The sequence below is a fragment of the Pseudomonas sp. LS.1a genome, from assembly GCF_022533585.1.
Lineage (GTDB): Bacteria > Pseudomonadota > Gammaproteobacteria > Pseudomonadales > Pseudomonadaceae > Aquipseudomonas.
This window is the reverse complement of sequence record NZ_CP092827.1, coordinates 2885159-2910509: the sequence shown is the minus strand read 5'-3', so window position 1 is coordinate 2910509 and position 25351 is coordinate 2885159. Positions and strand designations below refer to the sequence as shown.

24 protein-coding genes and 3 pseudogenes are annotated in these 25351 nt (G+C 64.4%); 7 read left to right on the top strand and 20 right to left on the bottom strand.

Features of this window, described 5'->3' with window-relative positions; translation table 11 throughout:
* Positions 1 to 43 precede the first annotated feature (43 nt).
* The 5 genes and pseudogenes from MKK04_RS13480 to MKK04_RS13460 form a co-directional block, all read right to left on the bottom strand.
* Positions 44 to 460, bottom strand: a pseudogene (locus tag MKK04_RS13480) (hypothetical protein).
* 34 nt (positions 461 to 494) lie between these two features.
* On the bottom strand, positions 495 to 1442 hold the full coding sequence (locus MKK04_RS13475; RefSeq protein ID WP_207831975.1) for a lysylphosphatidylglycerol synthase domain-containing protein: 948 nt from the start codon (positions 1440 to 1442) through the stop codon (positions 495 to 497).
* On the bottom strand, positions 1442 to 2644 hold the full coding sequence (gene clsB / locus MKK04_RS13470) for a cardiolipin synthase ClsB (protein ID WP_207831977.1): 1203 nt from the start codon (positions 2642 to 2644) through the stop codon (positions 1442 to 1444). The genes MKK04_RS13475 and clsB overlap by 1 nt, the downstream gene beginning before the upstream one ends.
* Positions 2641 to 3426: an endonuclease/exonuclease/phosphatase family protein gene (locus tag MKK04_RS13465; RefSeq protein WP_207831979.1), complete on the bottom strand. Its 786-nt coding sequence runs from the start codon at positions 3424 to 3426 to the stop codon at positions 2641 to 2643. The genes clsB and MKK04_RS13465 overlap by 4 nt, the downstream gene beginning before the upstream one ends.
* A complete protein-coding gene (locus MKK04_RS13460) occupies positions 3423 to 4475 on the bottom strand; it encodes a DUF72 domain-containing protein (RefSeq protein ID WP_207831981.1) in 1053 nt (350 codons plus the stop codon). Before MKK04_RS13460 ends, MKK04_RS13465 begins: the two co-directional genes overlap by 4 nt.
* Positions 4476 to 4506: 31 nt before the next feature.
* On the opposite strand from MKK04_RS13460, the gene MKK04_RS13455 reads away from it, so the two are divergent.
* The 4 genes and pseudogenes from MKK04_RS13455 to MKK04_RS13440 all read left to right on the top strand — a co-directional run bounded on the left by MKK04_RS13455 (position 4507) and on the right by MKK04_RS13440 (position 6197).
* The gene (locus MKK04_RS13455) at positions 4507 to 4881 is read left to right on the top strand and encodes a low affinity iron permease family protein (protein ID WP_207831983.1); all 375 of its coding nucleotides are present in this window, start codon (positions 4507 to 4509) and stop codon (positions 4879 to 4881) included.
* 21 nt (positions 4882 to 4902) lie between these two features.
* Positions 4903 to 5454 carry an ATP-dependent Clp protease proteolytic subunit gene (locus MKK04_RS13450; protein ID WP_207831984.1) on the top strand — a complete coding sequence of 184 codons (552 nt, stop codon included), beginning with the start codon at positions 4903 to 4905 and terminating at the stop codon, positions 5452 to 5454.
* 251 nt (positions 5455 to 5705) lie between these two features.
* Positions 5706 to 5858 (top strand): annotated as a pseudogene (locus tag MKK04_RS13445) (general stress protein); the annotation flags it as partial.
* A gap of 69 nt (positions 5859 to 5927) precedes the next feature.
* A complete protein-coding gene (locus MKK04_RS13440) occupies positions 5928 to 6197 on the top strand; it encodes a DUF6555 family protein (RefSeq protein WP_207831988.1) in 270 nt (89 codons plus the stop codon).
* A 200-nt stretch (positions 6198 to 6397) separates the two neighbouring features.
* On the opposite strand, the gene paaZ is transcribed toward MKK04_RS13440, so the two are convergent.
* From paaZ to paaF, 15 genes and pseudogenes are all read right to left on the bottom strand, one after another.
* Positions 6398 to 8449, bottom strand: coding sequence for a phenylacetic acid degradation bifunctional protein PaaZ (gene paaZ / locus MKK04_RS13435; protein WP_207831990.1), 2052 nt, complete (start codon positions 8447 to 8449; stop codon positions 6398 to 6400).
* A 27-nt stretch (positions 8450 to 8476) separates the two neighbouring features.
* Positions 8477 to 9709 carry an OprD family porin gene (locus tag MKK04_RS13430; protein ID WP_087502177.1) on the bottom strand — a complete coding sequence of 411 codons (1233 nt, stop codon included), beginning with the start codon at positions 9707 to 9709 and terminating at the stop codon, positions 8477 to 8479.
* 40 nt (positions 9710 to 9749) lie between these two features.
* Positions 9750 to 11318, bottom strand: a pseudogene (locus tag MKK04_RS13425) (cation acetate symporter); the annotation flags it as partial.
* The gene (locus tag MKK04_RS13420; RefSeq protein WP_046614155.1) at positions 11309 to 11617 is read right to left on the bottom strand and encodes a DUF485 domain-containing protein; all 309 of its coding nucleotides are present in this window, start codon (positions 11615 to 11617) and stop codon (positions 11309 to 11311) included. The gene MKK04_RS13420 and the pseudogene MKK04_RS13425, both read right to left, overlap by 10 nt.
* A gap of 169 nt (positions 11618 to 11786) precedes the next feature.
* Complete coding sequence (paaE, locus tag MKK04_RS13415) at positions 11787 to 12863, bottom strand: 1,2-phenylacetyl-CoA epoxidase subunit PaaE (protein ID WP_207831994.1); 1077 nt, start codon at positions 12861 to 12863, stop codon at positions 11787 to 11789.
* Positions 12864 to 12878: 15 nt separating this feature from the next.
* Positions 12879 to 13412 (bottom strand): 1,2-phenylacetyl-CoA epoxidase subunit PaaD, encoded by a 534-nt coding sequence (gene paaD / locus MKK04_RS13410; protein WP_207831996.1) that lies wholly within the window; start codon positions 13410 to 13412, stop codon positions 12879 to 12881.
* Complete coding sequence (gene paaC / locus MKK04_RS13405) at positions 13399 to 14157, bottom strand: 1,2-phenylacetyl-CoA epoxidase subunit PaaC (RefSeq protein ID WP_241105559.1); 759 nt, start codon at positions 14155 to 14157, stop codon at positions 13399 to 13401. The genes paaD and paaC overlap by 14 nt, the downstream gene beginning before the upstream one ends.
* An 8-nt stretch (positions 14158 to 14165) precedes the next feature.
* Positions 14166 to 14447, bottom strand: a complete 282-nt coding sequence (gene paaB, locus MKK04_RS13400; RefSeq protein ID WP_013972614.1) for a 1,2-phenylacetyl-CoA epoxidase subunit PaaB — start codon at positions 14445 to 14447, stop codon at positions 14166 to 14168.
* Between the two features lie 25 nt (positions 14448 to 14472).
* Positions 14473 to 15462 carry a 1,2-phenylacetyl-CoA epoxidase subunit PaaA gene (paaA, locus tag MKK04_RS13395; protein ID WP_015270325.1) on the bottom strand — a complete coding sequence of 330 codons (990 nt, stop codon included), beginning with the start codon at positions 15460 to 15462 and terminating at the stop codon, positions 14473 to 14475.
* 257 nt (positions 15463 to 15719) lie between these two features.
* On the bottom strand, positions 15720 to 17039 hold the full coding sequence (gene paaK, locus MKK04_RS13390) for a phenylacetate--CoA ligase PaaK (protein ID WP_241105558.1): 1320 nt from the start codon (positions 17037 to 17039) through the stop codon (positions 15720 to 15722).
* Between the two features lie 121 nt (positions 17040 to 17160).
* Positions 17161 to 18381: a 3-oxoadipyl-CoA thiolase gene (pcaF, locus tag MKK04_RS13385; protein WP_241105557.1), complete on the bottom strand. Its 1221-nt coding sequence runs from the start codon at positions 18379 to 18381 to the stop codon at positions 17161 to 17163.
* Positions 18374 to 18814, bottom strand: a complete 441-nt coding sequence (gene paaI / locus MKK04_RS13380) for a hydroxyphenylacetyl-CoA thioesterase PaaI (protein ID WP_207832005.1) — start codon at positions 18812 to 18814, stop codon at positions 18374 to 18376. The genes pcaF and paaI overlap by 8 nt, the downstream gene beginning before the upstream one ends.
* Entirely contained in the window at positions 18807 to 20324 is a 1518-nt protein-coding gene (gene paaH / locus MKK04_RS13375; RefSeq protein ID WP_241105556.1) for a 3-hydroxyacyl-CoA dehydrogenase PaaH, read from the bottom strand. Before paaH ends, paaI begins: the two co-directional genes overlap by 8 nt.
* A gap of 2 nt (positions 20325 to 20326) precedes the next feature.
* Positions 20327 to 21118 carry a 2-(1,2-epoxy-1,2-dihydrophenyl)acetyl-CoA isomerase PaaG gene (gene paaG, locus MKK04_RS13370; protein WP_233687810.1) on the bottom strand — a complete coding sequence of 264 codons (792 nt, stop codon included), beginning with the start codon at positions 21116 to 21118 and terminating at the stop codon, positions 20327 to 20329.
* A 34-nt stretch (positions 21119 to 21152) separates the two neighbouring features.
* Positions 21153 to 21926: a 2,3-dehydroadipyl-CoA hydratase PaaF gene (gene paaF, locus MKK04_RS13365; RefSeq protein ID WP_241105555.1), complete on the bottom strand. Its 774-nt coding sequence runs from the start codon at positions 21924 to 21926 to the stop codon at positions 21153 to 21155.
* Between the two features lie 354 nt (positions 21927 to 22280).
* Between paaF and paaY the strand changes: the two genes are divergently transcribed.
* The 3 genes from paaY to qhpR all read left to right on the top strand — a co-directional run bounded on the left by paaY (position 22281) and on the right by qhpR (position 25270).
* Positions 22281 to 22880: a phenylacetic acid degradation protein PaaY gene (paaY, locus tag MKK04_RS13360; protein WP_063914653.1), complete on the top strand. Its 600-nt coding sequence runs from the start codon at positions 22281 to 22283 to the stop codon at positions 22878 to 22880.
* Positions 22881 to 22957: 77 nt separating this feature from the next.
* Entirely contained in the window at positions 22958 to 23881 is a 924-nt protein-coding gene (paaX, locus tag MKK04_RS13355) for a phenylacetic acid degradation operon negative regulatory protein PaaX (protein WP_241105554.1), read from the top strand.
* A gap of 342 nt (positions 23882 to 24223) precedes the next feature.
* Entirely contained in the window at positions 24224 to 25270 is a 1047-nt protein-coding gene (gene qhpR, locus MKK04_RS13350; RefSeq protein ID WP_241105553.1) for an AraC-like transcriptional regulator QhpR, read from the top strand.
* The last annotated feature ends 81 nt before the right edge of the window (positions 25271 to 25351 follow it).

Here is a 25351-nt window from a genome sequence, read left to right as displayed (position 1 = left end):
CGAAAGGCCCCTCCCACACAAAGCAGCGCGCAGGCCTGCAGAATCAGTGAGTCTGCCAGATGCCGTTGCTACGCTCGCAATCGGTGCGGGCCTGGCCGAGGCTTGGGGTGTCGTAGTACTAGGTGATTACCCGCGCATCCTTGGGCAACGCCGGCTTGTCACCGCCAGCTGCCTTGGGGTTGGCCAATGCCTCCCGGGTCAACGGTGCGATGCAACTGCCAACGCTGCCGTCCGCGCAACGGTGGACCTTGTGCTTTTCGCTGTTGAGCATGTCCTTGCTCTCGTTGCTGCACGACCAGTTGATCGCTTCGGCGGGCAGGTTGCTGTAGCTGTAACAGCTGTGTCGCTCCACCGGCTTGACCGCCTCGCTGGAGGACCGCGTCAGCACGTTGCAGGCTTCGGCCAGGGCCTGGCCACTGACCAGGCTGGCCCCCATCAATATCAGGACAGCGACACGCATTTGCCACCTCCGGGGCCACAGGCCCTTGTCAGGTTCAGGCGGGCTTGTCGCGCCGGCGCATGGCTTTGGCGCGTTTCTCCAGGACCAGGTAGACAAGCACCGCCAGCAACAGCGGCACCAGGTAGTACAGCGTACGGTAGCCCAGCAGGGCCGCCACCAGCGAACCCTGGGCCAGCTGCCCGTGCAGCAGGGCCAGGAATACCGTTTCCAGCACACCCAGCCCGGCCGGGATATGCGCGACCACACCTGCCACACAGCTGATCAGCAGGATGCCAAGTATCGACGGGTAGAAGGCTTCGCCAGGCAGCAGCCAGAAGATCAGCAGTGCCATCAGCGCCCAGTTGCTGGCACCCAGCACGACCTGGCACAGCGCCAGGCGCAGCGACGGCAGCGTTACCTCATGGTCGCGCCAGCGCCAGGTGCGCTTTTTGGCGAAACCACAGGCCAGCAGGTAGCCTGCAGAAATCGCCAGCAATACCAGGCCGATCAGTTGCAGGCCGGTGGCGCCCACCGCCCAGTTGGCGGGTAGCTCGACCAGGCGCAAGGCGAACACCGTGCCAGCCAGCAGCATGTAGCCCATCCAGTTGGTCAGCAGGCCCAGGGTGAGGATGCGGGTGATGGTCGGTGTGTCCAGGCCCAGGCGGCTGTATAGCCGGTAGCGCAAGGCAACGCCACCCACCCAGGTGGTGAAATTGAGGTTGAAGGCGTAGCACACGAAGGCCACCGGCAAAACCTGGCGAGCCGGCAGGTGGTGGCCGGTGTAGGCCCGCGCCAGCAGATCGTAACTCGCGAACGTCAGGTAGCTGCACCCGGCCAGCGCCAGGCCGATGGCCAGGTTGCCAGGCTTGTAGGCCAGCAATGACTGGCGCACCTCGTTCCAGTCCAGGTTGCGCGCCAGCAGGTACAGCAGCGCAGGGATCAGGATCAGGAATGCCAGGGTGAACAGCCGTTTGCCCCAGGTTTGCCAGTGTTTTCGCGCCATCAGGTCTTGCCCTCGTGATAGTCACCCTGTACCTCGGCCTCCGGCTGCACCGAGCGCAAGCGCTGGCGGTGCGCCGGGAACCAGCCGGCAATCCGCGGGAAATGGCGGATCACGTGGAAACACACGAAGATCAGCGGCGCCCGCCACCAGTAGCCACGGACCATGCGCTCCAGGGTGACCGGCTTGCATTGATCGCGGGCCAGCGCCTGCAGGTGCTGGTTGAGTTGATGGTTGAAGGCACGATCACGGATGAACAGGTTGGCTTCCAGGTTGAACGACAGGCTCAACGGGTCCAGGTTGCTGGAGCCGACGGTGGCCCACTGGTCGTCCACCAGCGCCACCTTGCCGTGCAAGGGCCGCTGGCAGTACTCGTGAATGGCCACACCGTCGCGCAGCAGGTAGTTGTACAGCAGCCGCGACAGCGCCCGTACCCAGCGCATGTCCGGCTGACCCTGCAGGATCAGCTGCACCTCCACGCCACGCCGGGACGCATTGCGCAGTTCGCGCATCAGCCGGTAGCCCGGGAAGAAATAGGCGTTGGCCACCACGATGCGCTGCCGGGCACTGCGGAACGCCTGCAGGTAGTGGGCTTCGATATCGGTACTGCGCAGCCCGTTGTCGCGCTCGATCAGCACCGCGCTGCTGGCACCGGCAGGCTCGGTCAGCGGCCGCACCGCGCTGGGTGGCTGCAGCACCGGCGACATCAGGCGCTTGCTGGCGGCATGCACTTGCGCCACCACCGGGCCGGTGACTTCGACGGCATAGTCCTGCTTGGCCATGGCACCAAAGTCGCCCAGGTGGTCGGCGCTGTAGTTGATGCCGCCGATGAATGCCCGCTCACCGTCGACCACCACGATCTTGCGGTGCAGGCGCCGGAACAGGTTGGTGCGCATGCCCACCAGCCGCGGCTGCGGGTCGAAGGCGTGGAAACTGACCCCGGCATCGGTCATGGCGGCAATGAACGGCGCAGGCAGGTCGGCCGTACCGTAGCCATCCACGGCCACTTCGACACGCACGCCGCGCCGGGCGGCATCGATCAGTACCTGCTGCAACTGCTGGCCGACCTTGTCATCGAAGATGATGAAGGTCTCCAGCAGGATTTCCTCCCGAGCGTGGGCCATGGCCTCGAACACACGGGGGTAGTATTGCTCGCCATTGATCAGCAACTGCACGCTGTTGCCGTCTACCCAGGGTCGGTTCACAGGTTGATCTCCGCAGCCAAAGGGGCGTGGTCGGAGAGGTGCGACCACGGGTACTTCGACAGCACCCGGGCAGTGCCGGGCATGGCGTTGCGCAGGTAGATGCGGTCCAGGCGCAGCAGTGGCAGACGCGCCGGAAAGCTGCGAGCCGGGGTGCCGAAATGCTCGCCGAAGGCTTCTACCAGGTGTTCGCTCAGCACCGTATCGGCCTTCAGCCGCCAATCATTGAAATCGCCGGCAACGATCACCGGCGCCTTGGGCGGCAGGCTGTCGAGCAGGTCCAGCAGCAGCCTCACCTGGCGTTGCCGGTGCGCCTCGCGCAGGCCCAGGTGCACGCACACCGCATGCACCTGGTCATGGCCTGGCACCTCCAGTTGGCAATGCAGCAGGCCGCGCTGCTCGTTGCCCTGTACCGAAACGTCCAGGTTGTCGAAGCATCTGATGGGGAATTTCGACAGCAGGGCATTGCCGTGGTCCCCGTGGGGGTACACGGCATTGCGGCCGTAAGCGTACTGTGGCCACATGCTGTCGGCCAGGAACTCGTACTGGGGCGTATCCGGCCAGGCCGGGTGGCGCAAGGCGTGTTGCTGGTGGCTACCGTGCACCTCCTGCAGGAACACCAGGTCGGCGCCGGTGGCGCGCACGGCTTCGCGCAACTCGGGCAGGATGAAGCGCCGATTGAAGAAGGTGAAGCCCTTGTGCACGTTCAGCGTCAGTACATTCAGCCGATGCACGGCGGTAACCTTGTCGAAGATGCAGTGCGGGGCAGGCAGGGTCCTGTTCACAGCGCCACCTCCGGCACCACGCCAGGCTCGGTCATCAGCTCATGGTCCAGCGACAGCTTCTGCAGCAGGCGCCGGGCGTCATAGGGTGCATGGACTTTCTGGTCGTTGTCGAAATAGCAGTAGACGTCACGGGTCGCGCGCCGTGGTGGCGGCCCCGGCACGACCAGCTGGGCATCGTCGGCCTGCCGCCCCTGGCTCCAGTGCTGGATGCGCTGCTTCCAGCGCCGCAGCGCCTGGGCGGTATAGCCACTGCTGTACAGCTCGACATCGCCATGCAGGCGCATGTACACGAAGTCGGCGGTGACATCTTCGACGTAAGGCCATTTCCCGGCGCTGTCGGCCACCACCAGCGCCACCCGGTGTTTGCGCAGCAGCTTGATGAAGGCTTCGCACAAAAAACTCTCATTACGAATTTCCACGGCGTGGCGTAGCCGTGCGTTGCCCTTGATATCGGTACTGCCGTTGTCCCTCAGGCGTTGCGCACACCCCAGCGCGCAGTCGCGGGCGGCCTTGCGGCTGTGTGGCAGCAGCTCGAGAAAACGGCTGAAGCGGGCCTCGTCGAACTTCATGTTCGGTGGAAACTGCCAGAGGAATGGCCCTAGCTTCTTGCCGAGCAGCAGCGGCCCGGAAGCGAAGAAATTGGCCATGGGTTCTTCGATATCCCTTAGCCGACGCACATGGGTGATGTAACGCGGGGCCTTGACCGCGAACACGAAGCCGGGCGGGGTGTCGTCACGCCAGCCCTGGTAGCGTTCGGGCGTTTGCAGGCTGTAGAACGAGCCGTTGATCTCGATGCTGTTGACCGCCCGCGAAGCGAACGCCAGTTCGTCGTCCTGGGGCAGGCCCTTCGGGTAGAAATCCTTGCGCCACGGACCGTAGCGCCAACCGGAGATGCCGATGCGGATATCGCTCACGCTGCCTTCCTCATTACCGGGTCCTTGTTCGGTCACTCTGAAGGTGCGACTGGTGAACAGCGGCCAGGGTTCAGCACGGTTGACCAACGGAAAAGGCCATACCGCGTTGAACTTTGCAGCGCGCGACGTTTCCACCGCATATCTGCTGCGGAGGAAGGGCGCCAGGATGAAATTCGACCGTTTTGCCCAGTGGCTGGCCAATTGGTCCGGCCGCCCGCTGACCTTCGGCATCGCCTGCCTGCTGATCCTGAGCTGGGCATTGACCGGGCCGTTGTTCGGCTTCAACGACACCTGGCAACTGGTGATCAACACCTCGACCACCATCATCACCTTCCTCATGGTGTTCCTCATCCAGAACACCCAGAACCGCGACAACGACGAACTGCACATCAAGATCGACGAACTGCTGCGCACCACGCAACGGGCGCACAAAGCGCTGCTGGACCTTGAAGACATGGACCCGGCCGAGTTGCATGCCTTGCGCAAGCAGTACCGGCAGATGGCCGGGCAGGGTGACGATGCGCAGAAGACCAAGGAATGACCTGCCACCCTGGAGGCAAGCATGGCCAGACATATCGTCCACTTCACCGGGCCGATCAATTCGTCCACCTGTGGCAACCTGATCAACACCTGTTCGCGGGCGTTGCAGCAGGGCGCCGAGGTCCTGCAGCTGAACATCGCCACCATGGGCGGCGAGTGCAGTTACGGGTTTACCTTGTACAACTTTCTGCGGGCATTACCGGTCGAGGTGCATACCCACAACCTGGGCACGGTGGAATCCATGGGCAACATCCTGTTCCTGGCCGGGGACCGGCGCACGGCGTGCAGTTGCAGCAAGTTCCTGTTCCATCCTTTCCACTGGACCTTGCACGGCTCGGTGGACCATTCACGCATGGCCGAATATGCGATGAGCCTGGACTATGACCTGCGGCTGTATGCACAGATCGTCGCCGAGCGGACCGAGGGCGCGGCCGAGGTACTGGATGTGCCGCGCTACCTGATGGCCTACCCGCGCATACTCGGGCCACGGGAAGCCCTGGAGAGCGGCATGATCCAGGCCATTGACGAGATGCCGATCGAGCTGGAGGCGTGTCATTGGAGTGTGCATGCCTAGCGGTTGCCTGTGCTGGCCTCTACGCGCGCAAGCCCGCGAACGGTCGCCGTGGCACCAATATTGTGCCCGCATGTGTTTCGCGCCACACGTCGGCTGAGGGCAAAACCATTGAGCAGAGCCAGCGTTCGAGTGTTCGGAACCAAGGTAAGGCGCAGATCCATGCATCCCGCCAAACCATCGCAAGGAGAAACGACATGGCGCAGGACCAAGACCGCACCAGCCACCGTGGCGGCAACAAGGAAACCAACCCAGGCAACTTCGCCAACGACCGGGAACGGGCTTCCCGCGCCGGGCACAAGGGTGGTCAGGTTTCTGGCGGCAATTTTGCCAATGACCGCCAGCGGGCTTCGGACGCCGGCCGCAAGGGTGGGCAAAACAGCCACGGCAAAGGTCGCCATCAGTGATTTTTTGAATTTTCGGCGCATACCCCGATCAATCAGGGTGTCATCCATGGAGAAGAGGAGGCCCCTGCGATGCCTAGCCCACAGCTCTACATCATCGATTACCAGCTGCATGGCCAGCCGCGCAGTTTCATCATCCGCCTGGAGCAGCTGGACAATGTCGAGGCCTGGCATTGGGCAAGTTGCGATGCGGGCATCGGCATCATTCCCAGGTTCGGCCGGGAGAAGATAAGGAAAGTCAGCAGGCCAATGGCAGAGCGCTACGGGATTACCGCAGTGAGCTGGCGGGTGTCGGGGAGCAAGCCGAACCCGTCGGCGGGGGGGCCGGCGGCGACAATGTGATTCCCCGAGCTGCACGACCTTGCGCGGCCCCTGTTGGAGCGGCTTTAGCCGCGAACACCGGCGTAGCCGGTGCCATGCACCGCGTTGGATTCTTCGCGGCTAAAGCCGCTCCCACAGGAATGCTTGGTGCTCATTGAATGAGAGTGGCAACGGCCAGGTGAGGTCGGTTGAATGCCGACCGCCCCTGACCAACGGCCGCGTCAGGGCTTTTTCAGCACCAGGGTGAGGATGTCGTAGCTGGCGACCAGTTCACCCAACTGGTTGGTCACCTCCACATCCCACGCCACCACGCCCTGGGGCTGGCCCAGCGGGCTGGTCTTGCCCTGGTCGATCTTGCGCTTGCAGGTCAGGCGTGCCTGGATGGTGTCGCCGATGCCCACCGGGTTGATGAAGCGCAGGGTATCCAGGCCGTAGTTGGCCAGTACCGGGCCTTCACCTGGCGAGACGAACAGCCCGGCCGCTGCCGACAACACGAAGTAGCCGTGGGCGATGCGCTTGCCGAACTGCGATTGCTTGGCGGCGATCTCGTCGAAGTGCATGTAGAAATGGTCGCCCGACAGGCAGCCGAAGTTGACCAGGTCGGCTTCGGTCACGGTACGGCGGTGGGTGAGCAGCGACTCGCCGATGCGCAGTTGCTCGAAATAGCGGCGGAACGGGTGTACTTCGGTTTCGATCACTTCGCCACCGCGCACGTATTCGCCGGTTACCGCCGTGAGCATGCTCGGCGAACCCTGTACTGCAGCGCGTTGCAGGTAATGCTTGACCGCACGCAGGCCACCCAACTCTTCACCACCACCAGCGCGGCCCGGGCCGCCGTGCTTGAGTTGTGGCAATGGCGAGCCATGCCCCGTGGATTCCTTGGCCGCCTCGCTGTCGAGTACCAGCAGCCGGCCATGCCAGGCAGCGGCCACCGGGATGGCCTTGGCCGCTACGCTACGGTCGGCGGTGACCAGGGTCGCCACCAGGCTGCCTTTGCCACGCGCGGCCAGCGCCAGGGCTTCATCGAGGTCGTCATAGGCCATCAGCGTGCTGACCGGGCCGAACGCTTCGATATCATGGGCACCGCCTTCGGCATGCGGGTCACGGGCCTGCAGCAGGGTCGGGGCGAAGAACGCGCCCTCGGCCACACCCTCGCCACGCGGTGCGAAACCGTCGCTGGCGCCGAACAGTTGGTCGCAGCTCTGCAGCAGGCTGCGCACCCGCTCGGCCACATCGTGTTGCTGGTCGTGGGATGCCAGGGCGCCCATGCGCACACCCTCCAGCGACGGGTCACCGACCACCACCTTGCTCAGCCGCTCGCGCAGGCGTGTGGCAACGGCGTCGATGTGCCTGGCCGGTACGATGGCGCGGCGGATGGCGGTGCATTTCTGCCCGGCCTTGGTGGTCATTTCGCGGACCACCTCCTTGATGTACAGGTCGAACTCTTCGCTGTCGGGGGTCACGTCCGGGCCGAGGATGGCGCAGTTCAGCGAATCGGCTTCGGCGGTGAACGGCACCGAGTTGCGGACCAGGTTCGGTGTGACGCGCAACCTGGCGGCGGTGTCGGCTGAACCGGTGAAGGTCACCACGTCCTGGCCTTGCAGGCGGTCGAGCAGGTCGCCGGTGCTGCCGATCACCAGTTGCAGGCTGCCTTCGGGCAACAGGCCGGATGCGTTCATCAGCCGCACCACGGCCTCGGTCAGGTAGCTGGTCGAGGTCGCAGGCTTGACGATGCACGGCATGCCCGCCAGGAAGGTCGGGGCGAACTTCTCCAGCATGCCCCAGATGGGGAAGTTGAAGGCGTTGATGTGCACCGCCACGCCGGCGCGCGGCACCAGGATGTGGCTGCCGGCAAAATGGCCTTGCTTGCCCAGCGGGATCGCCGGGCCTTCGTGCACCAGGTTGCCCGACGGCAACTCACGGCTGCCAATACCTGCATAGGAGAACAGCGTGGCGTTGCCGCCTTCGATGTCGATCCAGCTGTCGGCACGGGTGGCGCCGCTGTGGTGGGACAGGGCGTAGAGCTGTTCCTTGCGCTCGGCCAGGTACAGGGCCAGCGCCTTCAGGCGGGCAGCGCGTTGCTGGAAGTCCATGGCCATCAGCGCGGCCAGGCCACGGCCGCGGGCAAAGTCCACGGCCTCGGCGAAATCCGGACGTTCTTCGTGGCTGTAGGCCAGGACGTGGCCGTCCAGGGCGCTGCGCAGGGCCTGGGCGCCTTGCTGGCCAAGCCAGCGGCCAGCGATGAAGCTTTGCAGGGTAGGGGCGGCAGACATGCTGTTCTCCAATGTAGAGGGGCGCTGTTACCACAGCGCCACGGTATAGCCGATGATCAGGCGGTTTTCGTCCACGGCGTTGGTCAGGCCATTGCCGGAACGGAAGGTGACGTTGCGCCAGCGCAGGCTGACGTCCTTGAACGGGCCGCTCTGGATGACATAGGTGATGTCGGTGTCGCGCTCGCGCTCACGGCCATTGCTGACGGTGGCGGTTTCGGCGTGGCGGCCATCGGTGTAGCGGGTCATGAAGCTCAGGCCAGGGATGCCCATGGCGACGAAGTCGTAGTCGTAGCGCACCTGCCAGGAGTCCAGCCCGGCGCGGGTAAAGGTGTTGTAGGTCACCAGGTTGACGGTGAACGGGTCGCCGCCGTTCACGAACGGGAAGGCACTGTCGCCGGACATCTGCTGCCAGGTGGCGGTGAACTTGTGGGCCCGTACGCCGAGGGTGAACATGGCGTTGAAGTTGCGGTTGTCGATGTTGCCAGCGCGTTCGGCACCGTCGTTGCGGCTGTCGAAGTAGCGCAGGTCGGTGCGCAGGCTCAGGCCTTCACCCAGCGGGCGGGTATCGATCAGGCCGACGAACTGCTGGCGGTAGATGTCCTCGAGCTTGGCGTAGTAGTAGCTGACGCTGGTTTGCGGGGTGAGGGCGTAGCTGCCGCCGCCGAAGTCCAGGTGGTCGCTGCTGGCGGCGCCATAGCCGATGTCGTCGCGGCCCGAGGAATCACGCAGGTTGGCCTTGGTCAGGCGGCCGGCGTTGAAGGTCAGGCCGGCCAGGTCCTGGCTGGTGAGCAGGCCGCCCTGGAAGGTGGAGGCGAGCAGGCGGGTGTCGTTGTACACCACCACCGGCAGGATCGGTTGCAAGGTGCCCAGGCGCAGGGTGCTCTTGGACACCCGCACCTTGCCGGTCAGGCCCAGTTCGCTGTAGTCATCGACCGGTTCATGGCTGTTCGGGCCGAAGGGCAGCAGGCCGGTATTGCGGCGGTCGCGGCTGGAGTCGAGCTTGATGCCCAGTTGGCCCATGGCGTCGACACCAAAACCGACCGGGCCTTCGGTGAAGCCCGACTCCAGCTTGGCGGTAAAGCCCTGGCCCCATTCCTCGGCCTTGGCCTGCGGTGCATTGCTCTGACGGAAGTCGCGATTGAGGTAGTGGTTGCGCAGCTCCAGCCGGGCGTGGCTGTCGCCGATGAAATCCGCCATGGCCGGCATCGGCAGGGCGAGGGTGGCCAGCCAGGCGGCCGAAATGAAGTGCGTGCGGTTCATTGTTGTTGTTTTACCCGACATGGTTGTTCTTCCCTGGTAGTCAGTGCTTGCTGGCGCCGGCAGCGCCGATTCCGGTCATGGAGCGGATGAACTGGGCCAGGTAGCGGCCACGTTCCTGATTGGCGCGTTCGGAACTGTCGGTGACGGAGAACACCCAGGCGCCGAGGAAGGCCAGGCTCATGGAGAACAGCGCCGGGTTGCTGTAGGGGAACAGCGCCTTTTCGTTATGCAGCACGTTGACCCACACCGCCGGGCCCAGTACCACCAGCAGCACCGCCGAGACCAGGCCAGCCATGCTGCCGCACACCGCGCCGCGGGTGGTCAGGCCTTTCCAGAACATCGAGAGCAGCAGCACCGGGAAGTTGACCGAGGCGGCCACAGCCAGCACCAGGCCGGAGAGGAAGGCGATGTTCTGCGATTCGAACATCAGGCCGAGGATGACCGCCAGCAGGCCGATCAGCAGGGTGGCGATACGCGACACGCGCATTTCTTCCTGTTCGCTGGCCTTGCCCTGGCGCACCACGCAGGCATACAGGTCGTGGGAAACCGCCGAAGCGCCGGACAGCGCCAGGCCGGCGACCACCGCCAGGATGGTGGCGAAGGCCACGGCGGAGATGAAGCCGAGGAACAGATTGCCACCTACCGCCTGGGCCAGGTGCACGGCGACCATGTTGCCGCCGCCGATGATCGCGCCGGTGGCGTCACGGTAGGACGGTTCGGTACCGACCATGACGATGGCACCAAAGCCGATGACGATCAGCAGCAGGTAGAAGTAGCCGATGAACCCGGTGGCATAGAACACGCTCTTGCGCGCTTCCTTGGCATCGCTGACTGTGAAGAAGCGCATCAGGATATGCGGCAGGCCGGCGGTACCGAACATCATGCCCAGGCCCAGGGAAATAGCGTCCACCGGGTTGGACAGCAGGCCGCCGGGGGCCATGATCGCCTGGCCCTTGGCATGTACGGCCACGGCGCTGGCGAACATCGCCTCAGTGCTGAAGCCGAAATGCTTGAGCACCATGAAGGCCATGAAGCTGGTACCCGACAGCAGCATCACCGCCTTGATGATCTGCACCCAGGTGGTGGCAAGCATGCCGCCGAAGGTGACGTAGGCGACCATCAGCACGCCCACCAGCATCACCGCGTACAGGTAGCTGATGCCGAACAGCAGTTCGATCAGCTTGCCGGCACCGACCATCTGCGCCACCAGGTACATCAGCGCCACCACCAGGGTGCCGAAGGCCGAGGTCAGGCGCACCGGGGTCTGCGCCAGGCGGTAGCTGACCACGTCGGCAAAGGTGTACTTGCCCAGGTTGCGCAGGCGTTCGGCGATCAGGAACAGGATGATCGGCCAGCCGGCCAGTACGCCAAGTGCATACAGCAGGCCGTCGTAACCGTTCATGAACATCATTGCCGAAATGCCCAGGAACGAGGCGGCGCTGATCATGTCGCCGGCGATCGCCAGGCCGTTCTGCATGCCGGTCAGGCCCCCGCCGGCGGTGTAGAAGTCGCTGGCCGAGCGGGTGCGCATGGCAGCCCAGCGGGTGACCAGCAGGGTGAAGCAGACGAACACCATGAACATCGAGATGGCGGTCCAGTTCATTGTGCGCACTCCTGCTTGACCTTGTCGTTGAGCGGGTCGAGCACGTTGTTGGCGCGGTGCACATAGATGCCGGTCAGGGCGAAGGACAGCAGTACCATCAGCACGCCCACCAGCATGCCGACGGTGGTGACGCCACCGCTGAGGGACTGGCCGAGGGTGCTGGGGGAAAACGCCACCAGCAGGACGAAGCCGTAGTAGATCACCAGCATGGCCAGGGTCAGGCTGCCGTTGAGGCGGCGTTTGCGCTGTACCAGGTGCTGGAAGTCGGGGTGGTTGACGATGCTTTCGATGCGTTCGGGTGTCATGGGTTGCGATCTCTGGGTGTTGTAATTGTTTTGTTGAGGTCACGCGGGTGTTGCGGTGTTGCTGATGGCCTCTTCGCGGGTGAACCCGCTCCCACAGGTAGGGCGCTGCTCTCAGGTCTTGTGTAGTCCCTGTGGGAGCGGGCGCGCCCGCGAAGCAGGCGACTCGGTCTCAGAGCTGGTCGAAATCGAGCACTACCTTGTCGCTCACCGGGTAGGTCTGGCACGACAGCACATACCCGGCCGCCACTTCGTAGTCCTCCAGGGCATGGTTGCTGTCCATTTCCACTTCGCCCTCGATTACCCGGCACTTGCAGGTCGAGCACACGCCGGCCTTGCACGAATAAGGCAGCTCGGCGCCGATGGCATTGCCGGCGTCCAGCACGTTCCGGGTGTTGCGTGGCAGGTCGAAGGTGAGGGCGCGGCCGTCGCTGATCACGGTGATGTGGCTGAGCGCCGAGTCCACCTGGCGCGCCGCCTCGCGGGCTTCACGACGGGTTTCGCTGCCAGCGGCGGCAAACAACTCGAAATGGATGCGTTCCTTGGCCATACCATTGGCCCGCAGGCTGTCGCGCACCGTCTCGGTCATCGCCTGCGGGCCGCAGATGAACGCAGCATCCAGGCTGGCAACGTCCATCCAGCGGGAGAACAACTGGCCGCACTTGTCGGCGTCGATGCGGCCGTTGTACAGGTCGACATCCTGCTGCTCGCGGCTGAACACGAAAATCAGGTTCAGGCGGTCGAGGTAACGGTTCTTCAGGTCTTCCAGCTTGTCGCGGAACAGTGCGCCGGAGCTTGAGCGGTTGCCATACAGCAGGGTGAAGCGGCTGTGTGGCTCGCTGGCCAGGGTAGTGGCGATGATCGACAGGATCGGGGTAATGCCGCTGCCGGCAGCCACGCCCAGATAGTTGCCCTGGCGGGCCGGGTCCAACGGCACGAAGAAGCTGCCCGATGGCGGCATCACTTCCAGCTGCTGGCCGGCCTTGAGCATGTCATTGGCAAATGCCGAGAAGCGCCCGCCAGGCACCCGCTTTACCGCCACACGCAGCTCGCCGTCCTGCACGGCGCTGCAGATGGAGTAGGAACGGCGGACTTCTTCGTTGTCCAGCCGGGTACGCATGACCAGGTACTGGCCCTGGGTGAAACGGAACTGCGCCTGCAGGTGCTCGGGCACGTCGAAGGCAATCGACACCGCATCGCGGGTCTCGTTGCGCACTTGCTTGATGGTCAGGCTGTGAAACTGGCTCATGGCGTTCTCCACGGCTCAAATGCATTTGAAATAGTCGAACGGCTCCAGGCACTCGCGGCAGCGGTACAGCGCCTTGCAGGCGGTGGAGCCGAACTGGCTGAGCAATTCGGTATGGGCGCTGCCGCACTGCGGGCAGCACACCTGGGGCGCCTCGCCGAGCAGGCTGCGCTTGCTGGTGCTGCCCTGTGGCGGGGCGATGCCATAGGCGCGCAGTCGCTCGCGGCCCAGTTCGCTGATCCAGTCAGTGCTCCAGGCCGGGGTCAGCCGGCGCTCCAGGGCTGGCGCGGGAAAACCGGCCTGTTCCAGCGCCTGGCGGATATCACCCTCGATCACCTCGGTGGCCGGGCAGCCGGAGTAGGTCGGCGTGACCACCAGGTGCAGGTGGCCGGCGTGCCAGTCGAGGTCACGCACGATTCCCAGGTCGACCACGCTGACCACGGGCACTTCCGGGTCCATGACCTGGGCCAGTACCGCCCAGGCCCGGGCCAGGTCGTCGCTTTGCTGTGCGCGGGCGCCACGGTCGCCGGCAATCAGCTCACCAGGTTGCATCGGGGTACGCCCTTGGCAGGAACTGCATTTCGGCCAGCAGCAGGCCGAGGTGCTCGGTGTGCAGGCCTTTGCGACCGTCCAGGTAAAAGTGGCTGGCGGCCTTGGGCAGCGGCAGCTCGACCGAAGAGAACGTCTCGCCAACCTGCTTGAGCCAGGCAGCGCCGACGGCAGCCGGGTCGGCGGCGACACCCGCTTGCGCCAGGTGCACTTCATTGTCGCTGCCGGCGGCCAACTCGACGGTGAAGCGCCACAGTGCAGGGATGGCCGCGAGCATGCGTTGGCGGCTTTCTTCGGTGCCACCGCCCAGGCGTTGCACCCACTCGCTGGAGCGGCGCAGGTGGTAGGTGACCTCCTTCAGGGCCTTGGCGGCGATACCGGCGATACGTTCGTCGTTCGAGCTGACCAGGCCCTGAAGCACGGCGAAATGCCAGGCGTCATAGAAAAACTGCTTGGTCATGGTCACGGCGAAATCGCCGTTGGGCTGCTCGACCAGCAGCAGGTTGCGATAGGCCCGCTCGTCACGGCGGAAGGCCAGGGCGTCGGCGTCACGGCCGTCATCGAGCAGCTCGGCGGCGTACTCCAGCCAGTTGCGCGCCTGGCCGACCAGGTCGAGGCCGACGTTCATCAGGGCCAGCTCTTCTTCGATGGCCGGTGCGCGGCCACACCATTCGCAAAGGCGCTGGCCCTGCACCAGGGCACTGTCGCCGAGCAGCAGCAGGTAGGGGATAAGGGTTTCGTTGTGCATGGCCAACCTCACATGTGTCCGACTTCGTCGGGCAGCTCGTAGAAGCTGGCATGGCGGTAGACCTTGTCGTCCGCCGGGGCGAACAGCGGGTCTTTCTCGTCGGGGGAAGAGGCGGTGATCAGTGCCGAGGGCACCACCCACAGGCTGACGCCTTCGCTGCGGCGGGTGTACAGCTCACGGGCGTTTTCGATGGCCATGGCGGCATCGGCGGCGTGCACGCTGCCGACATGCTTGTGGTTAAGGCCGTGCTTGCTGCGCACGAACACTTCGTAGAGGGTCCAGACAGACATTTTCGATCTCCGCATCATTCGCCGCTCAGGCGGCGTTCTTGTTCTGTTGCTTGCGCGCGTAGGCCACGGCGGCCTCGCGTACCCAGGCGCCGTCCTCGATGGCCTTGCGCCGGGTGGCGACACGTTCCTGGTTGCACGGGCCATTGCCCTTGATCACTTCGTAGAACTCGTCCCACTGGATTTCGCCGAAGTCGTAGTGGCCGCGCTCGGCGTTCCACTTCAGTTCGGGGTCGGGGGCGGTGCAGCCGAGCAGTTCGAGCTGCGGCACGGTCTGGTCGATGAAGCGCTGGCGCAGTTCATCGTTGGTCTGGCGCTTGATCTTCCAGGCCATGGACTGGGCGCTGTTCGGGGAATGCTCGTCGCTGGGGCCGAACATCATCAGCGCCGGCCACCACAGGCGGTTGATCGCGTCCTGGACCATGTCCCGCTGGGCCTGGGTGCCGTGGCGCATCATGGTCAGGAGGATTTCGTAGCCCTGGCGCTGGTGGAAGCTCTCTTCCTTGCAGATGCGGATCATCGCGCGTGAGTAGGGGCCGTAGGAGGTGCGCTGCAGCACCACCTGGTTGACGATGGCAGCGCCATCCACCAGCCAGCCTACTGCGCCCATGTCGGCCCAGCTGAGGGTGGGGTAGTTGAAGATGCTCGAATACTTGGCCTTGCCGCTGTGCAGCTTGGCAATTTCTTCGTCACGGTCGGCGCCCAGGGTTTCCATGGCGCTGTACAGGTACAGGCCGTGGCCGGCTTCGTCCTGGATCTTGGCCATCAGCTGCAGTTTGCGCTTGAGGCTTGGGGCGCGGGTGACCCAGTTGCCTTCGGGCAGCATGCCGACGATTTCCGAGTGGGCGTGCTGGGAGATCTGCCGGATCAGGGTCTGGCGATAGGCCTCGGGCATCCAGTTCTTGGCTTCGATCTTGATTTCGGCGTCGATCTTTTCCTGGAAGTTGCGCTCCTCGGGCGACATCTCTTCCAGCGACTTGACGCGCTTTACTCCGGTTTCCACTAGCTGTGCGTACATGTGTTCCGACTCCTGCTAAGGCATGAGTCATTTGTAAGCGATACAAAACATAACGTCAAACACATTTGTGTGTATCAAATAAGATTTGCGTATCACATTGGTGGCCCTTTCGCGGGTAAACCCGCTCCCACAGGTCATGTGCAGCCCCAGGCATGATGCGATTCCTGTGGGAGCGGGTTTACCGGCGAAGAGGCGAGCCGAAAAAACGCAAAAAAAAGCCCCGGACGATGCCGGGGCCGAAAAGGCAGCCGAATGAATCAGCTGGCCAACCGTTTGTCGAACACGTGGCAAGCCTTGCCCTCGGAACGCTTGAGCGTGCCGCAGGGCTGCAGGCGCACCTGGGTGCTGATGCCGATATAGGTCTTGATCTGCCTGGTCAGTTCCGCGGTCAACAGCTTGCGCTGGCCTTCATCGAGGTGCTGGCACTCTGCGCGCAATTCCACATGCACCTCGACGCTGTCCAGGTTTCCATTGCGATACAGATGAATCTCATACATTTCTGAAAGCTGTTTTATTTTTAGCACCTGCTCCTCGATCTGGGTCGGGAACACGTTGACCCCGCGAATGATCAGCATGTCATCGCTGCGGCCAGTGATCTTGCCGATCCGGCGCATCGGCCGTGCGGTACCGGGTAGCAGACGAGTGAGGTCGCGGGTGCGGTAGCGCACCATTGGCAGCGCTTCCTTGCTCAGCGAGGTGAACACCAGTTCGCCCAGCTGGCCGTCCGGCAGCACCTCGCCGGTGACCGGGTCGATGATCTCGGGGTAGAAATGATCCTCCCAGATGGTCGGGCCATCCTTGGTTTCGATGCACTCCATCGCCACCCCAGGCCCCATGATTTCCGACAGGCCATAAATGTCGAGGGCATCGATACCCAGCCGTTGCTCGATCGAGCGGCGCAACTCGTCGGTCCATGGCTCGGCGCCGAATATGCCCAGGCGCAGCTTGAGGTCGTGCGGGTCGATGCCCTGGCGCTCGATCTCGTCGGCCAGGTTGAGCATGTAGGAGGGGGTGACCATGATGATGTCGGGCTGGAAGTCGCGAATCAGCTGCACCTGCTTCTCGGTCTGGCCACCGGACATGGGGATCACCGTGCAGCCCAGGCGTTCGGCACCGTAATGCGCGCCAAGCCCGCCGGTGAACAGGCCGTAGCCGTAGGAAACATGCACCTTGTCACCCTTGCGCCCACCCGCGGCGCGGATCGAGCGGGCGACCACATTGGCCCAGGTGTCGATGTCGTTCTGGGTGTAGCCGACCACCGTCGGCTTGCCGGTGGTGCCGCTGGAGGCGTGCAGGCGCACCACCTCCTGCTGGGGCACGGCGAACATGCCGTAGGGGTAGTTGTCGCGCAGGTCGTTCTTGCCGGTGAAAGGGAACTTCGCCAGGTCTTCGAGGCACTTGAGGTCGTCGGGGTGGGCGCCACACTCGGCAAAGCGCTGGCGATACAGCGGCACGTTGTCATAGGCGTGCTTCAGGCTCCAGCGCAGGCGCTCCAGCTGGTGCTGGCGCAGGGCGTCGACACTGGCGGTTTCCATCGGGTCCAACAGGGCACGATCGGCATCATGGTACATGTTCATGGCTTCACTCGAATTGTTCTTGTACGCCGCGCAGTCCCGGTTGCAGGCCGCGTGGTGAGTGTCATGAGCGCAGCATATACGGCTGCGTTCGGTTCGGTAACAAGCCGATGGTCTGAACCGCTCAGAGGCGTTCGATGACCATCGCGATGCCCTGGCCAACGCCGATGCACATGGTGCACAGGGCGTAGCGTCCGGCAGTTTCTTCCAGCTCGTGCAACGCGGTGGTTACCAGGCGTGCACCGCTCATGCCCAGCGGGTGGCCGAGGGCGATGGCACCGCCGTTGCGGTTGACCCGCTCGTCGTCGTCGGCCAGGCCTAACTCGCGCAGTACCGCGAGGCCCTGGGCGGCAAAGGCCTCGTTGAGCTCGATGACGTCCATGTCGGCCAGCGACAGCCCGGTAAGCGCCAGCACCTTGCGGGTAGCCGGCACCGGGCCGATGCCCATCAGCCGTGGTTCGACCCCGGCCACCGCCATGCCGACGATGCGGCCGCGGGCCTTCAGGCCATGGCGGTCGGCGGCGGCGCTGCTGGCCAGCAGCAGGGCACAGGCACCGTCGTTGACCCCGGAAGCATTGCCGGCGGTGACGCTGCCGCCCTCGCGGAACGGGGTGCCGAGCCTGGCCAGTTGCTCCAGGGTGGTGTCGCCGCGGGGATGTTCGTCGTGCTCGACCACTTTGGCCGGGCCTTTGCGCTGCGGGATCTCGACCGGCACGATTTCCCGTGCCAGGCGCCCGCGGGCCTGGGCGGCAGCGGCCTTGTGCTGGCTGCGCAGGGCGAAGGCGTCCTGGTCGGCGCGGGAAATACCGAACTGTTCGGCAACGTTCTCGGCCGTTTCCGGCATCGAATCGGTACCGAAGGCCGCCTTCATCAGCGGGTTGACGAAACGCCAGCCGATGGTGGTGTCGAACAGCTCGGCTGCGCGGCCGAATGCCTGCTCCGACTTGCCCATGACGAACGGCGCGCGTGACATCGACTCCACGCCACCGGCCAGCATCAGCCCGGCCTCGCCGCAGCGCAGGGCGCGGGCCGCATTGCCGATGGCATCCAGGCCGGAGCCGCACAGGCGGTTGATGGTGGTGCCCGGCACTTCGATCGGCAGCCCGGCCAGCAAGCTGGCCATGTGCGCCACGTTGCGGTTGTCCTCGCCAGCCTGGTTGGCACAGCCGAGGATGACGTCGTCGATGGCTTTCCAGTCCAGTTCGGGGTGGCGCTGGATCAGGGCCTTGAGCGGGATGGCGGCCAGGTCATCGGCGCGCACGCCGCTCAAGGCCCCGGCATAACGGCCAATGGGTGTGCGCACGGCGTCGATGATCAACGCATCGGCCAGGGTGTGTTCAGTCATCTTGCGTCTCCTGCGCCAGCACAGTGCCGCGCACTTTGTAGGATTTGCCATGGAACATCGCCACCAGTTCACCGCGCTGGTTCTCGATGCGGACCTCGTACAGGCCGGTGCGGCCCTTGCGGCTGACCTCGCTGGCGCGGGCGGTAAGCACGTCATCGCGCAGCGCCGGGGCCAGGTAGTCGATGCTGCAGCCCAGGGCGACGGTGGCCTGGTCGTAACTGTTGCAGGCAAAGGCAAACGCCGAGTCGGCCAGGGCGAACAGGAAGCCGCCATGGCAGGTGCCATGGCCCTGGATCATGTCGGCGCGTACCGGCATGCGCAGGCATGCCTGGCCCGGGCCGGCTTCCAGCAGGCGGATGCCCAGGCCCTGGGTGGCCTGGTCGCGGGCGTACATGGCCTCGGCACAGGCTTGTGCCAGTTCGACTTCAGTCATGCAGGGTGCCTCCTTTGGCTTCGCAGCGGCGTAACAGCAGGGAAGGGCGGTAGCGGCTCTCGCCGTAGCTGCGCTGCAGGTTGTCGAGCACGCGCAGGGTGTGGGGGATACCGATGTTCGCGGCCCAGGCCAGCGGGCCGCGGGGGTAATTGACGCCGGCGCGCATGGCCAGGTCGATGTCGTCGGCGCTGGCGACGCCGTGCAGCACCGCATCGGCGGCCTCGTTGGCGAGCATCGCCACGGTACGCAGCACCACCAGGCCGGGCAGGTCGGCGACTGCGGTTACCTTCAGGCCGGCACGCCGCAGCAAGGCCACCGCCTGGTCGCGGGCATTGTCGCTGGTGTCGGCCGACCAGCTGATGGCGAGGCGGGTGGCGGTGCCGTAGTCCAGGGCCAGGTCGAGCAGCACCAGGTTGCGCAGGCCATCTTCCCGGGCGCGCTGGCTGGCCAGGCGGCCATCGGACAGTGCCAGGGTGGCATCGCCCACCTGGATCAGGCCGCTGCCGGCGCGCTGAGTGACGGCGACGCCGCTTTGGCGCAGGCGCTGGACCAGCGGCTGCATCACCCCCAGGTCGCCTTCGACGACGCAGGCATCCACGATGGCGGCGCCATGCAGTTCGGCTGGTTGCGGGCGTTCGGCGCCTTCGGCATAGCTATAGAAACCTTGGCCGGTCTTGCGCCCGAGACGGCCCGCGTCCACCAGCTCTTTTTGCACCAGCGAAGGCTGGAAGCGGAAGTCACCATAGAAAGCATCGAAGACCGAGCAGGTGACGGCGTAATTGACGTCGTGGCCGATCAGGTCGGTGAGCTCGAACGCGCCCATGCGGAAACCACCGGCATCACGCAGCAGCGCATCGAGGCTGGCGCAATCGGCTGCGCCTTCCTGCAGCAGGCGCAGGCTTTCAGCATAGAATGGCCGGGCCACGCGGTTGACGATGAAGCCCGGCGTGGAGCGCGCGTGCACCGGCTGCTTGCCCCAGGCCTGGGCGGTGGCGTGAATGCACGCGGCAACGGCCGGGGCGGTGGCCAGGCCTGAGACCACTTCGACCAGGGCCATCAGCGGTGCCGGGTTGAAGAAGTGCATGCCGACCACCTGCTGCGGGCGTTGCAGCCCGGCAGCCAGGCTGGTGATGGACAACGACGAGGTGTTGCTGGCGAGGATGCAGTCAGCGCAGCACAAGGCTTCCAGCTGGCTGAACAGCGCCTGCTTGACCTGCAGGTTCTCGACGATGGCCTCGATCACCAGGCGGGCATCGGCCAAGGCATCCAGGGCGTCCACCGGGCACAGCCGGGCGCTGATTGCGTCCCGTTCGGTGGCCTGCAACTTGCCTTTTTCCACCAGGCGAGCAAGTTGCCGGTCAATACCGGCCACCGCCTGGGCTGCAGCGCCCGGGCGGTTGTCGTAGAGCTTTACCGGGTGGCCAGCCTGGGCCGCGACCTGGGCGATGCCTGCGCCCATGGCGCCCGCACCGATCACCGCCACCTGCGCATTGCTTGCGAGTGCGCTCATGATCAACGCCCCTTGAATGCCGGTGTGCGCTTGTTCATGAAGGCACTCACGCCTTCGCGGTAGTCCTCGCTGCGCCCGGCCAGGCGCTGCAGGTCGCGCTCCAGCTCCAGTTGCTCATCGAAACCGTTGTCGAAACTGGCGTTGAGGCTGCGCTTGATCAGGGCCAGGCCGTAAGTGGGCTGGGTGGCGAGCTGGCGGGCGAGGGTGAGGGCCTCGTCGCGCAGTGCGGCATCGTCCACCACGCGGTGGATCAGCCCCCATTGCTGGGCCTGTTCGGCGCCCAGGCGCTCGCCCAGCATGGCCAAGGCCTTGGCCCGCGCCATGCCGACCAGGCGCGGCAGCAGCCAGGTACCGCCGGAGTCGGGCACCAGGCCGATCTTGCAGAAGGCCTGGATGAAGCTGGCCGAGCGGGCGGCCAGCACCAGGTCGCAGGCCAGCGGGATGTTGGCACCGGCGCCGGCAGCCACGCCGTTGACCGCGCAGATCACCGGCAGCGGCAGGTCGCGCAGGGTGCGCACCAGCGGGTTGTAGAACGTGTCGATCGATTCGCCCAGGTCCGGCATCTCGGCGCCTGGCGCGACGTTGCGATCGGACAGGTCCTGGCCGGCGCAGAAACCACGGCCTTCGGCAGTCAGCAACAACACCCGCGCTTCGCTGCTCTGGCGCACTTGTTTGAGCGCTTCGCGCACTTCCAGGTGCATGGCGGTATTGAAGCTGTTCAGCTGTTCGGGGCGATTCAACGAAAGGAGGGCGACGCCGTCCTCGATGGAAAACAGGATGTGCTGGAAAGTCATGACAGACTCGCTCCGTCAGTCGAGGGAAAGATGATCAGCGGCCTTGGAAGCGGGCCTGGCGTTTTTCCTGGAAGGCACGAATGCCCTCGTCGCGGTCGGCAGTGCCGGCCAGCAAGGTGAAGGCATGGCGTTCGAAGCGCAGCCCGCTGGCCAGGTCGGTATCGCCGGCCTTGAGCAGCGCTTCCTTGGCCAGGCGCACCGCCAGCGGGGCCTTGGCGGCAATGCTGCGGGCGACGTGCAGGGCGCGCTCTACGGTGAGTTCCGGCTGGGTGATTTCGCTGACCAGGCCGGCCTGCAAGGCATGCCGGGCGCTGATGGCCTCGCCGGTCAGCACCATTTGCATGGCCAGCGGCTTGCCTACGGCCCGCAGCAGGCGCTGGGTGCCACCGGCGCCGGGGATGATCCCGAGGTTGATTTCCGGCTGGCCGAAACGGGCGTCGCTGCCGGCGATGACGATGTCGGCGCACATCACCAGTTCGCAGCCGCCACCCAGGGCGTAGCCATTGACGGCGGCGATCAGCGGCTTGGCGAAAGCGGCGATGCTTTGCCAGTGGGCCACACGGGGGTCGTTGAGGATGCCGACCAGGTCGCGCTCGGCCATCTCGCGGATATCGGCGCCTGCGGCGAATGCCTTGCGGCTGCCGGTGATGACCACCGCGCGGGTCTGCTTGTCTTGCCCGGCCGCTTCCAGTGCAGCGGCCAGCTCTGCCAGTAACTCGGTGCACAGGGCGTTGAGTGCCTCGGGCCGTTGCAGGGTAATGAGCTGGACGCCGTGTTCAGGCGCCTGCACATCGAGATATCGCGGCATGTCGGGTTCCTCTTGCTGCACGCACGGCACATCGTGGGGCCGGCATTTCTTGGAATTGTTTGCAGGGGCGTGATGCGGGATCACGTCCAGGTGGAACCAGTATATGCATTACGCGATACATCAATGCAACATTGAAAATTGTTTCATGTATCCCTTTTTGTGTTGATTGCGGTTTAGGCAGATTGGCTTTTAATTCAGGTGAATCGCTTATTCATCTACTTTTCAGCGAATTTAGGTGAGTTTATGCGAGTTCAATCACGCCAGCAAAAGCGATACACAAGCCTTGCAATTGACGCTCAATTACTTTGTGATACAAGATCGATGTGCATCTCAAATCATTTCAGGAGCTTTGCCATGCCTTGCTATCGACTGGACGGCCTGACGCCGGTGGTTCACCCGACAGCCTACGTGCACCCCAGTGCCGTACTGATCGGTGATGTCATCGTCGGCCCTCGTTGCTACGTCGGCCCACTGGCATCGCTGCGGGGGGATTTCGGCCGTATCGTGCTGGAGGAGGGCGCCAACCTGCAGGACACCTGCGTGATGCATGGCTTCCCGGGTGGCGACACGGTGGTCGAACGCAACGGGCATGTCGGGCATGGTGCCGTGCTGCACGGCTGCCGGGTGGGCGAAGACGCCTTGATCGGCATGAACGCGGTGGTGATGGATGGCGCCCATGTGGCACCACGCTGCATCGTCGCAGCCACGGCATTCGTCAAGGCGGGCTTCGAATGTGCAGCGCAAAGCCTGGTGATGGGTTCGCCAGCCCAGGTCAAGCGCCCGCTGACCGAACAGGAACTGGCCTGGAAGCAGCGCGGCACGGCGGAGTACCAGCACCTGGCGCAACGCTGCATGAACAGCATGGTCGAATGCCCGCCATTGGCCGAGGTCGAGCCCGAGCGCCCACGCATGGTAGACACTGGCGTCAGGCCCAAAGGCCAGGCATCGGCATGAGCCTGGCTACCTCACGCAATGGCCAGGCGGCCCGCCGCGCAGGTATAGTCGGTGCTTTATCCGCGCACAGTTCGCCCATGAGCAATCTCGCCCCACTGAATCACCTGATCACCCGCTTCCAGGAACAGACGCCGATCCGCGCCAGTTCGCTGATCATCACCTTGTACGGCGATGCCATCGAGCCCCACGGCGGAACCGTCTGGCTGGGTAGCCTGATCAACCTGCTGGAGCCGATCGGCATCAACGAGCGCCTGATTCGCACGTCGATCTTCCGCCTTACCAAGGAAGGCTGGCTCACCGCCGAAAAGGTTGGCCGGCGCAGCTACTACAGCCTGACCGGTACGGGCCGCCGGCGGTTCGAGAAAGCCTTCAAACGGGTCTACAGCCCCAGCCAGCCTGCCTGGGACGGTGCCTGGACGCTGGTGTTGCTCTCGCAACTGGAGGCCGGCAAGCGCAAGGCTTTGCGTGAGGAGCTGGAGTGGCAGGGGTTTGGGGCCATGGCGCCGAACCTGCTGGGCTGCCCACGGGCAGACCGCGCCGACCTGGCCGCCACCTTGCGTGACCTGGAGGCCAGCGACGACAGCATCGTCTTTGAAACCCACACCCAGGAGGTGCTCGCCTCCAAGGCCATGCGCGCCCAGGTGCGGGAAAGCTGGCGTATCGACGAACTGGGGCAGCAGTACAGCGAGTTCATCCAGCTGTTCAGGCCGCTATGGCAAGGCTTGAAAGAGCAGCAACAGCTCGATGCCCAGGATTGCTTCCTGGCACGCACGCTGCTGATTCACGAATACCGCCGGCTGCTGCTGCGCGATCCGCAGCTGCCAGACGAGCTGCTGCCAGGGGATTGGGAGGGAAGGGCTGCGCGACAGTTGTGCCGTAACCTCTATCGCCTGGTGTTTGCCAAGGCAGAAGAATGGCTGAATACCGCGCTGGAGACGGCTGATGGGCCTTTACCTTATGTGAATGAAGGCTTCTACAAGCGTTTTGGCGGCCTTGTTTGAGGATTGGGTTCAGAGGCGGGCATTCATATGGCAGCCATAAAAGCATGAAAGCTCGCCAACAGGTCTAGACCAGTAGCACGCAGGTGTTCAAGCAAGCCCAGTTGATTATGCGGATCCAGGCGCAAGGGATCCGCAGGCAGGCTGCTGTCCAAAGACCGACCATGCCTACCCGTCGCAGGTATTCTGGCGTTCTTTGCAGTCGCGTGGCTGATTGTTACGCGATGTTACCCATTACCCCAGTTCCGTTGCCGCAGCTCTGGCTGCAAAGTGCCTTTTTTGAGGGGTGAAGGCAGGGCATGGTGTTTGCATTACTCAGGCACCGAACCTCAACTGGACTAGACCATGCATTCTCCACTGCTCTGCTGCACCGTCCCGCCAGTTGCGGGCAACCTCGGCGTCCTGTCGGCTGCTGCCAGTGGGCTGGAGGGGTTCGTCACTGGCGTCGGAGGCGATATTGACCTGATACTGGGACGGGCCGGGGTCAATCCCGAAAGCTTGCGCCAACCCACGCTGAGCCTGCCGCTCACCAATTACTGCCAGGTGCTGGAAGAGGCGGCCCGCCAGTCGCACTGCGATAACTTCGGTTTGCACTACGGTCTGCAGTTTCAGCCCCAAGCCCTAGGGCTGCTGGGCTATGTCGGGTTGTTGTCCAATGTGCTGGAGGACGCCCTGCGCAATTTCGCGGCGGCGTTTCCTTACCACCAGCACGATACCTTGGTACGGCTGGTCGACTGCGGCGAGTGTTATCGCTTCGATTACCAGGTGCGGCACAGCGCCATTCTGGTGCGTCGACAGGATGCCGAACTGACCATGGGCATGGCGCTTAACCTGATACGCCACGTGCTGGGCAAGGACTGGGCGCCGTTCGCGGTCAGCTTCGAGCACGCTCGCCCACAGGACTGGCAAGTGCATCAGCAGGCGTTCGGCGCGCCTGTCTATTTTGGTCGCGGTTGCAACTCGATGCTCGTCCCCAAGGCTGACCTGAAAGATCAGCTGATGCCAGAGCGCGATGCCAATTTGCTGTTTCTGGTACAGGACGTGCTCCAGCGCCTGGGCGCGCACGATCAGCGGCGCAACCTGCTGGATGAGGCGGACACTCAGGTGCGCCTTGCCCTGAGCTGTGGAGAGCCTTGCCTGGAGAGGATCGCGCAGGCACTGGAGCTCAGTCCGGCCGGGCTGCAGCGCCACCTGCGCGAGGCAGGCTTGAGCTTCAGCCAGTTGGTCGAAAGGGTCCGCCGGGATCTGGCGGTGCACTACCTGCGACAGCCCAAACGGCCGGTGTCTGACCTGGCGGGTTTGCTCGGATACTCCGAGACCAGTGCGTTCTCCCGGGCTTTTCGCCGCTGGTTTGGCGTAAGCCCGCGGCAGTGGCGTAGCGAAGACTGCTGAACTGAAAATTGACTTTGCACGTTGAACACGCCCGTGCAGGGTCAAGTCTTGGTCTAGACCAGGCTATAAGATCAGGTTCGC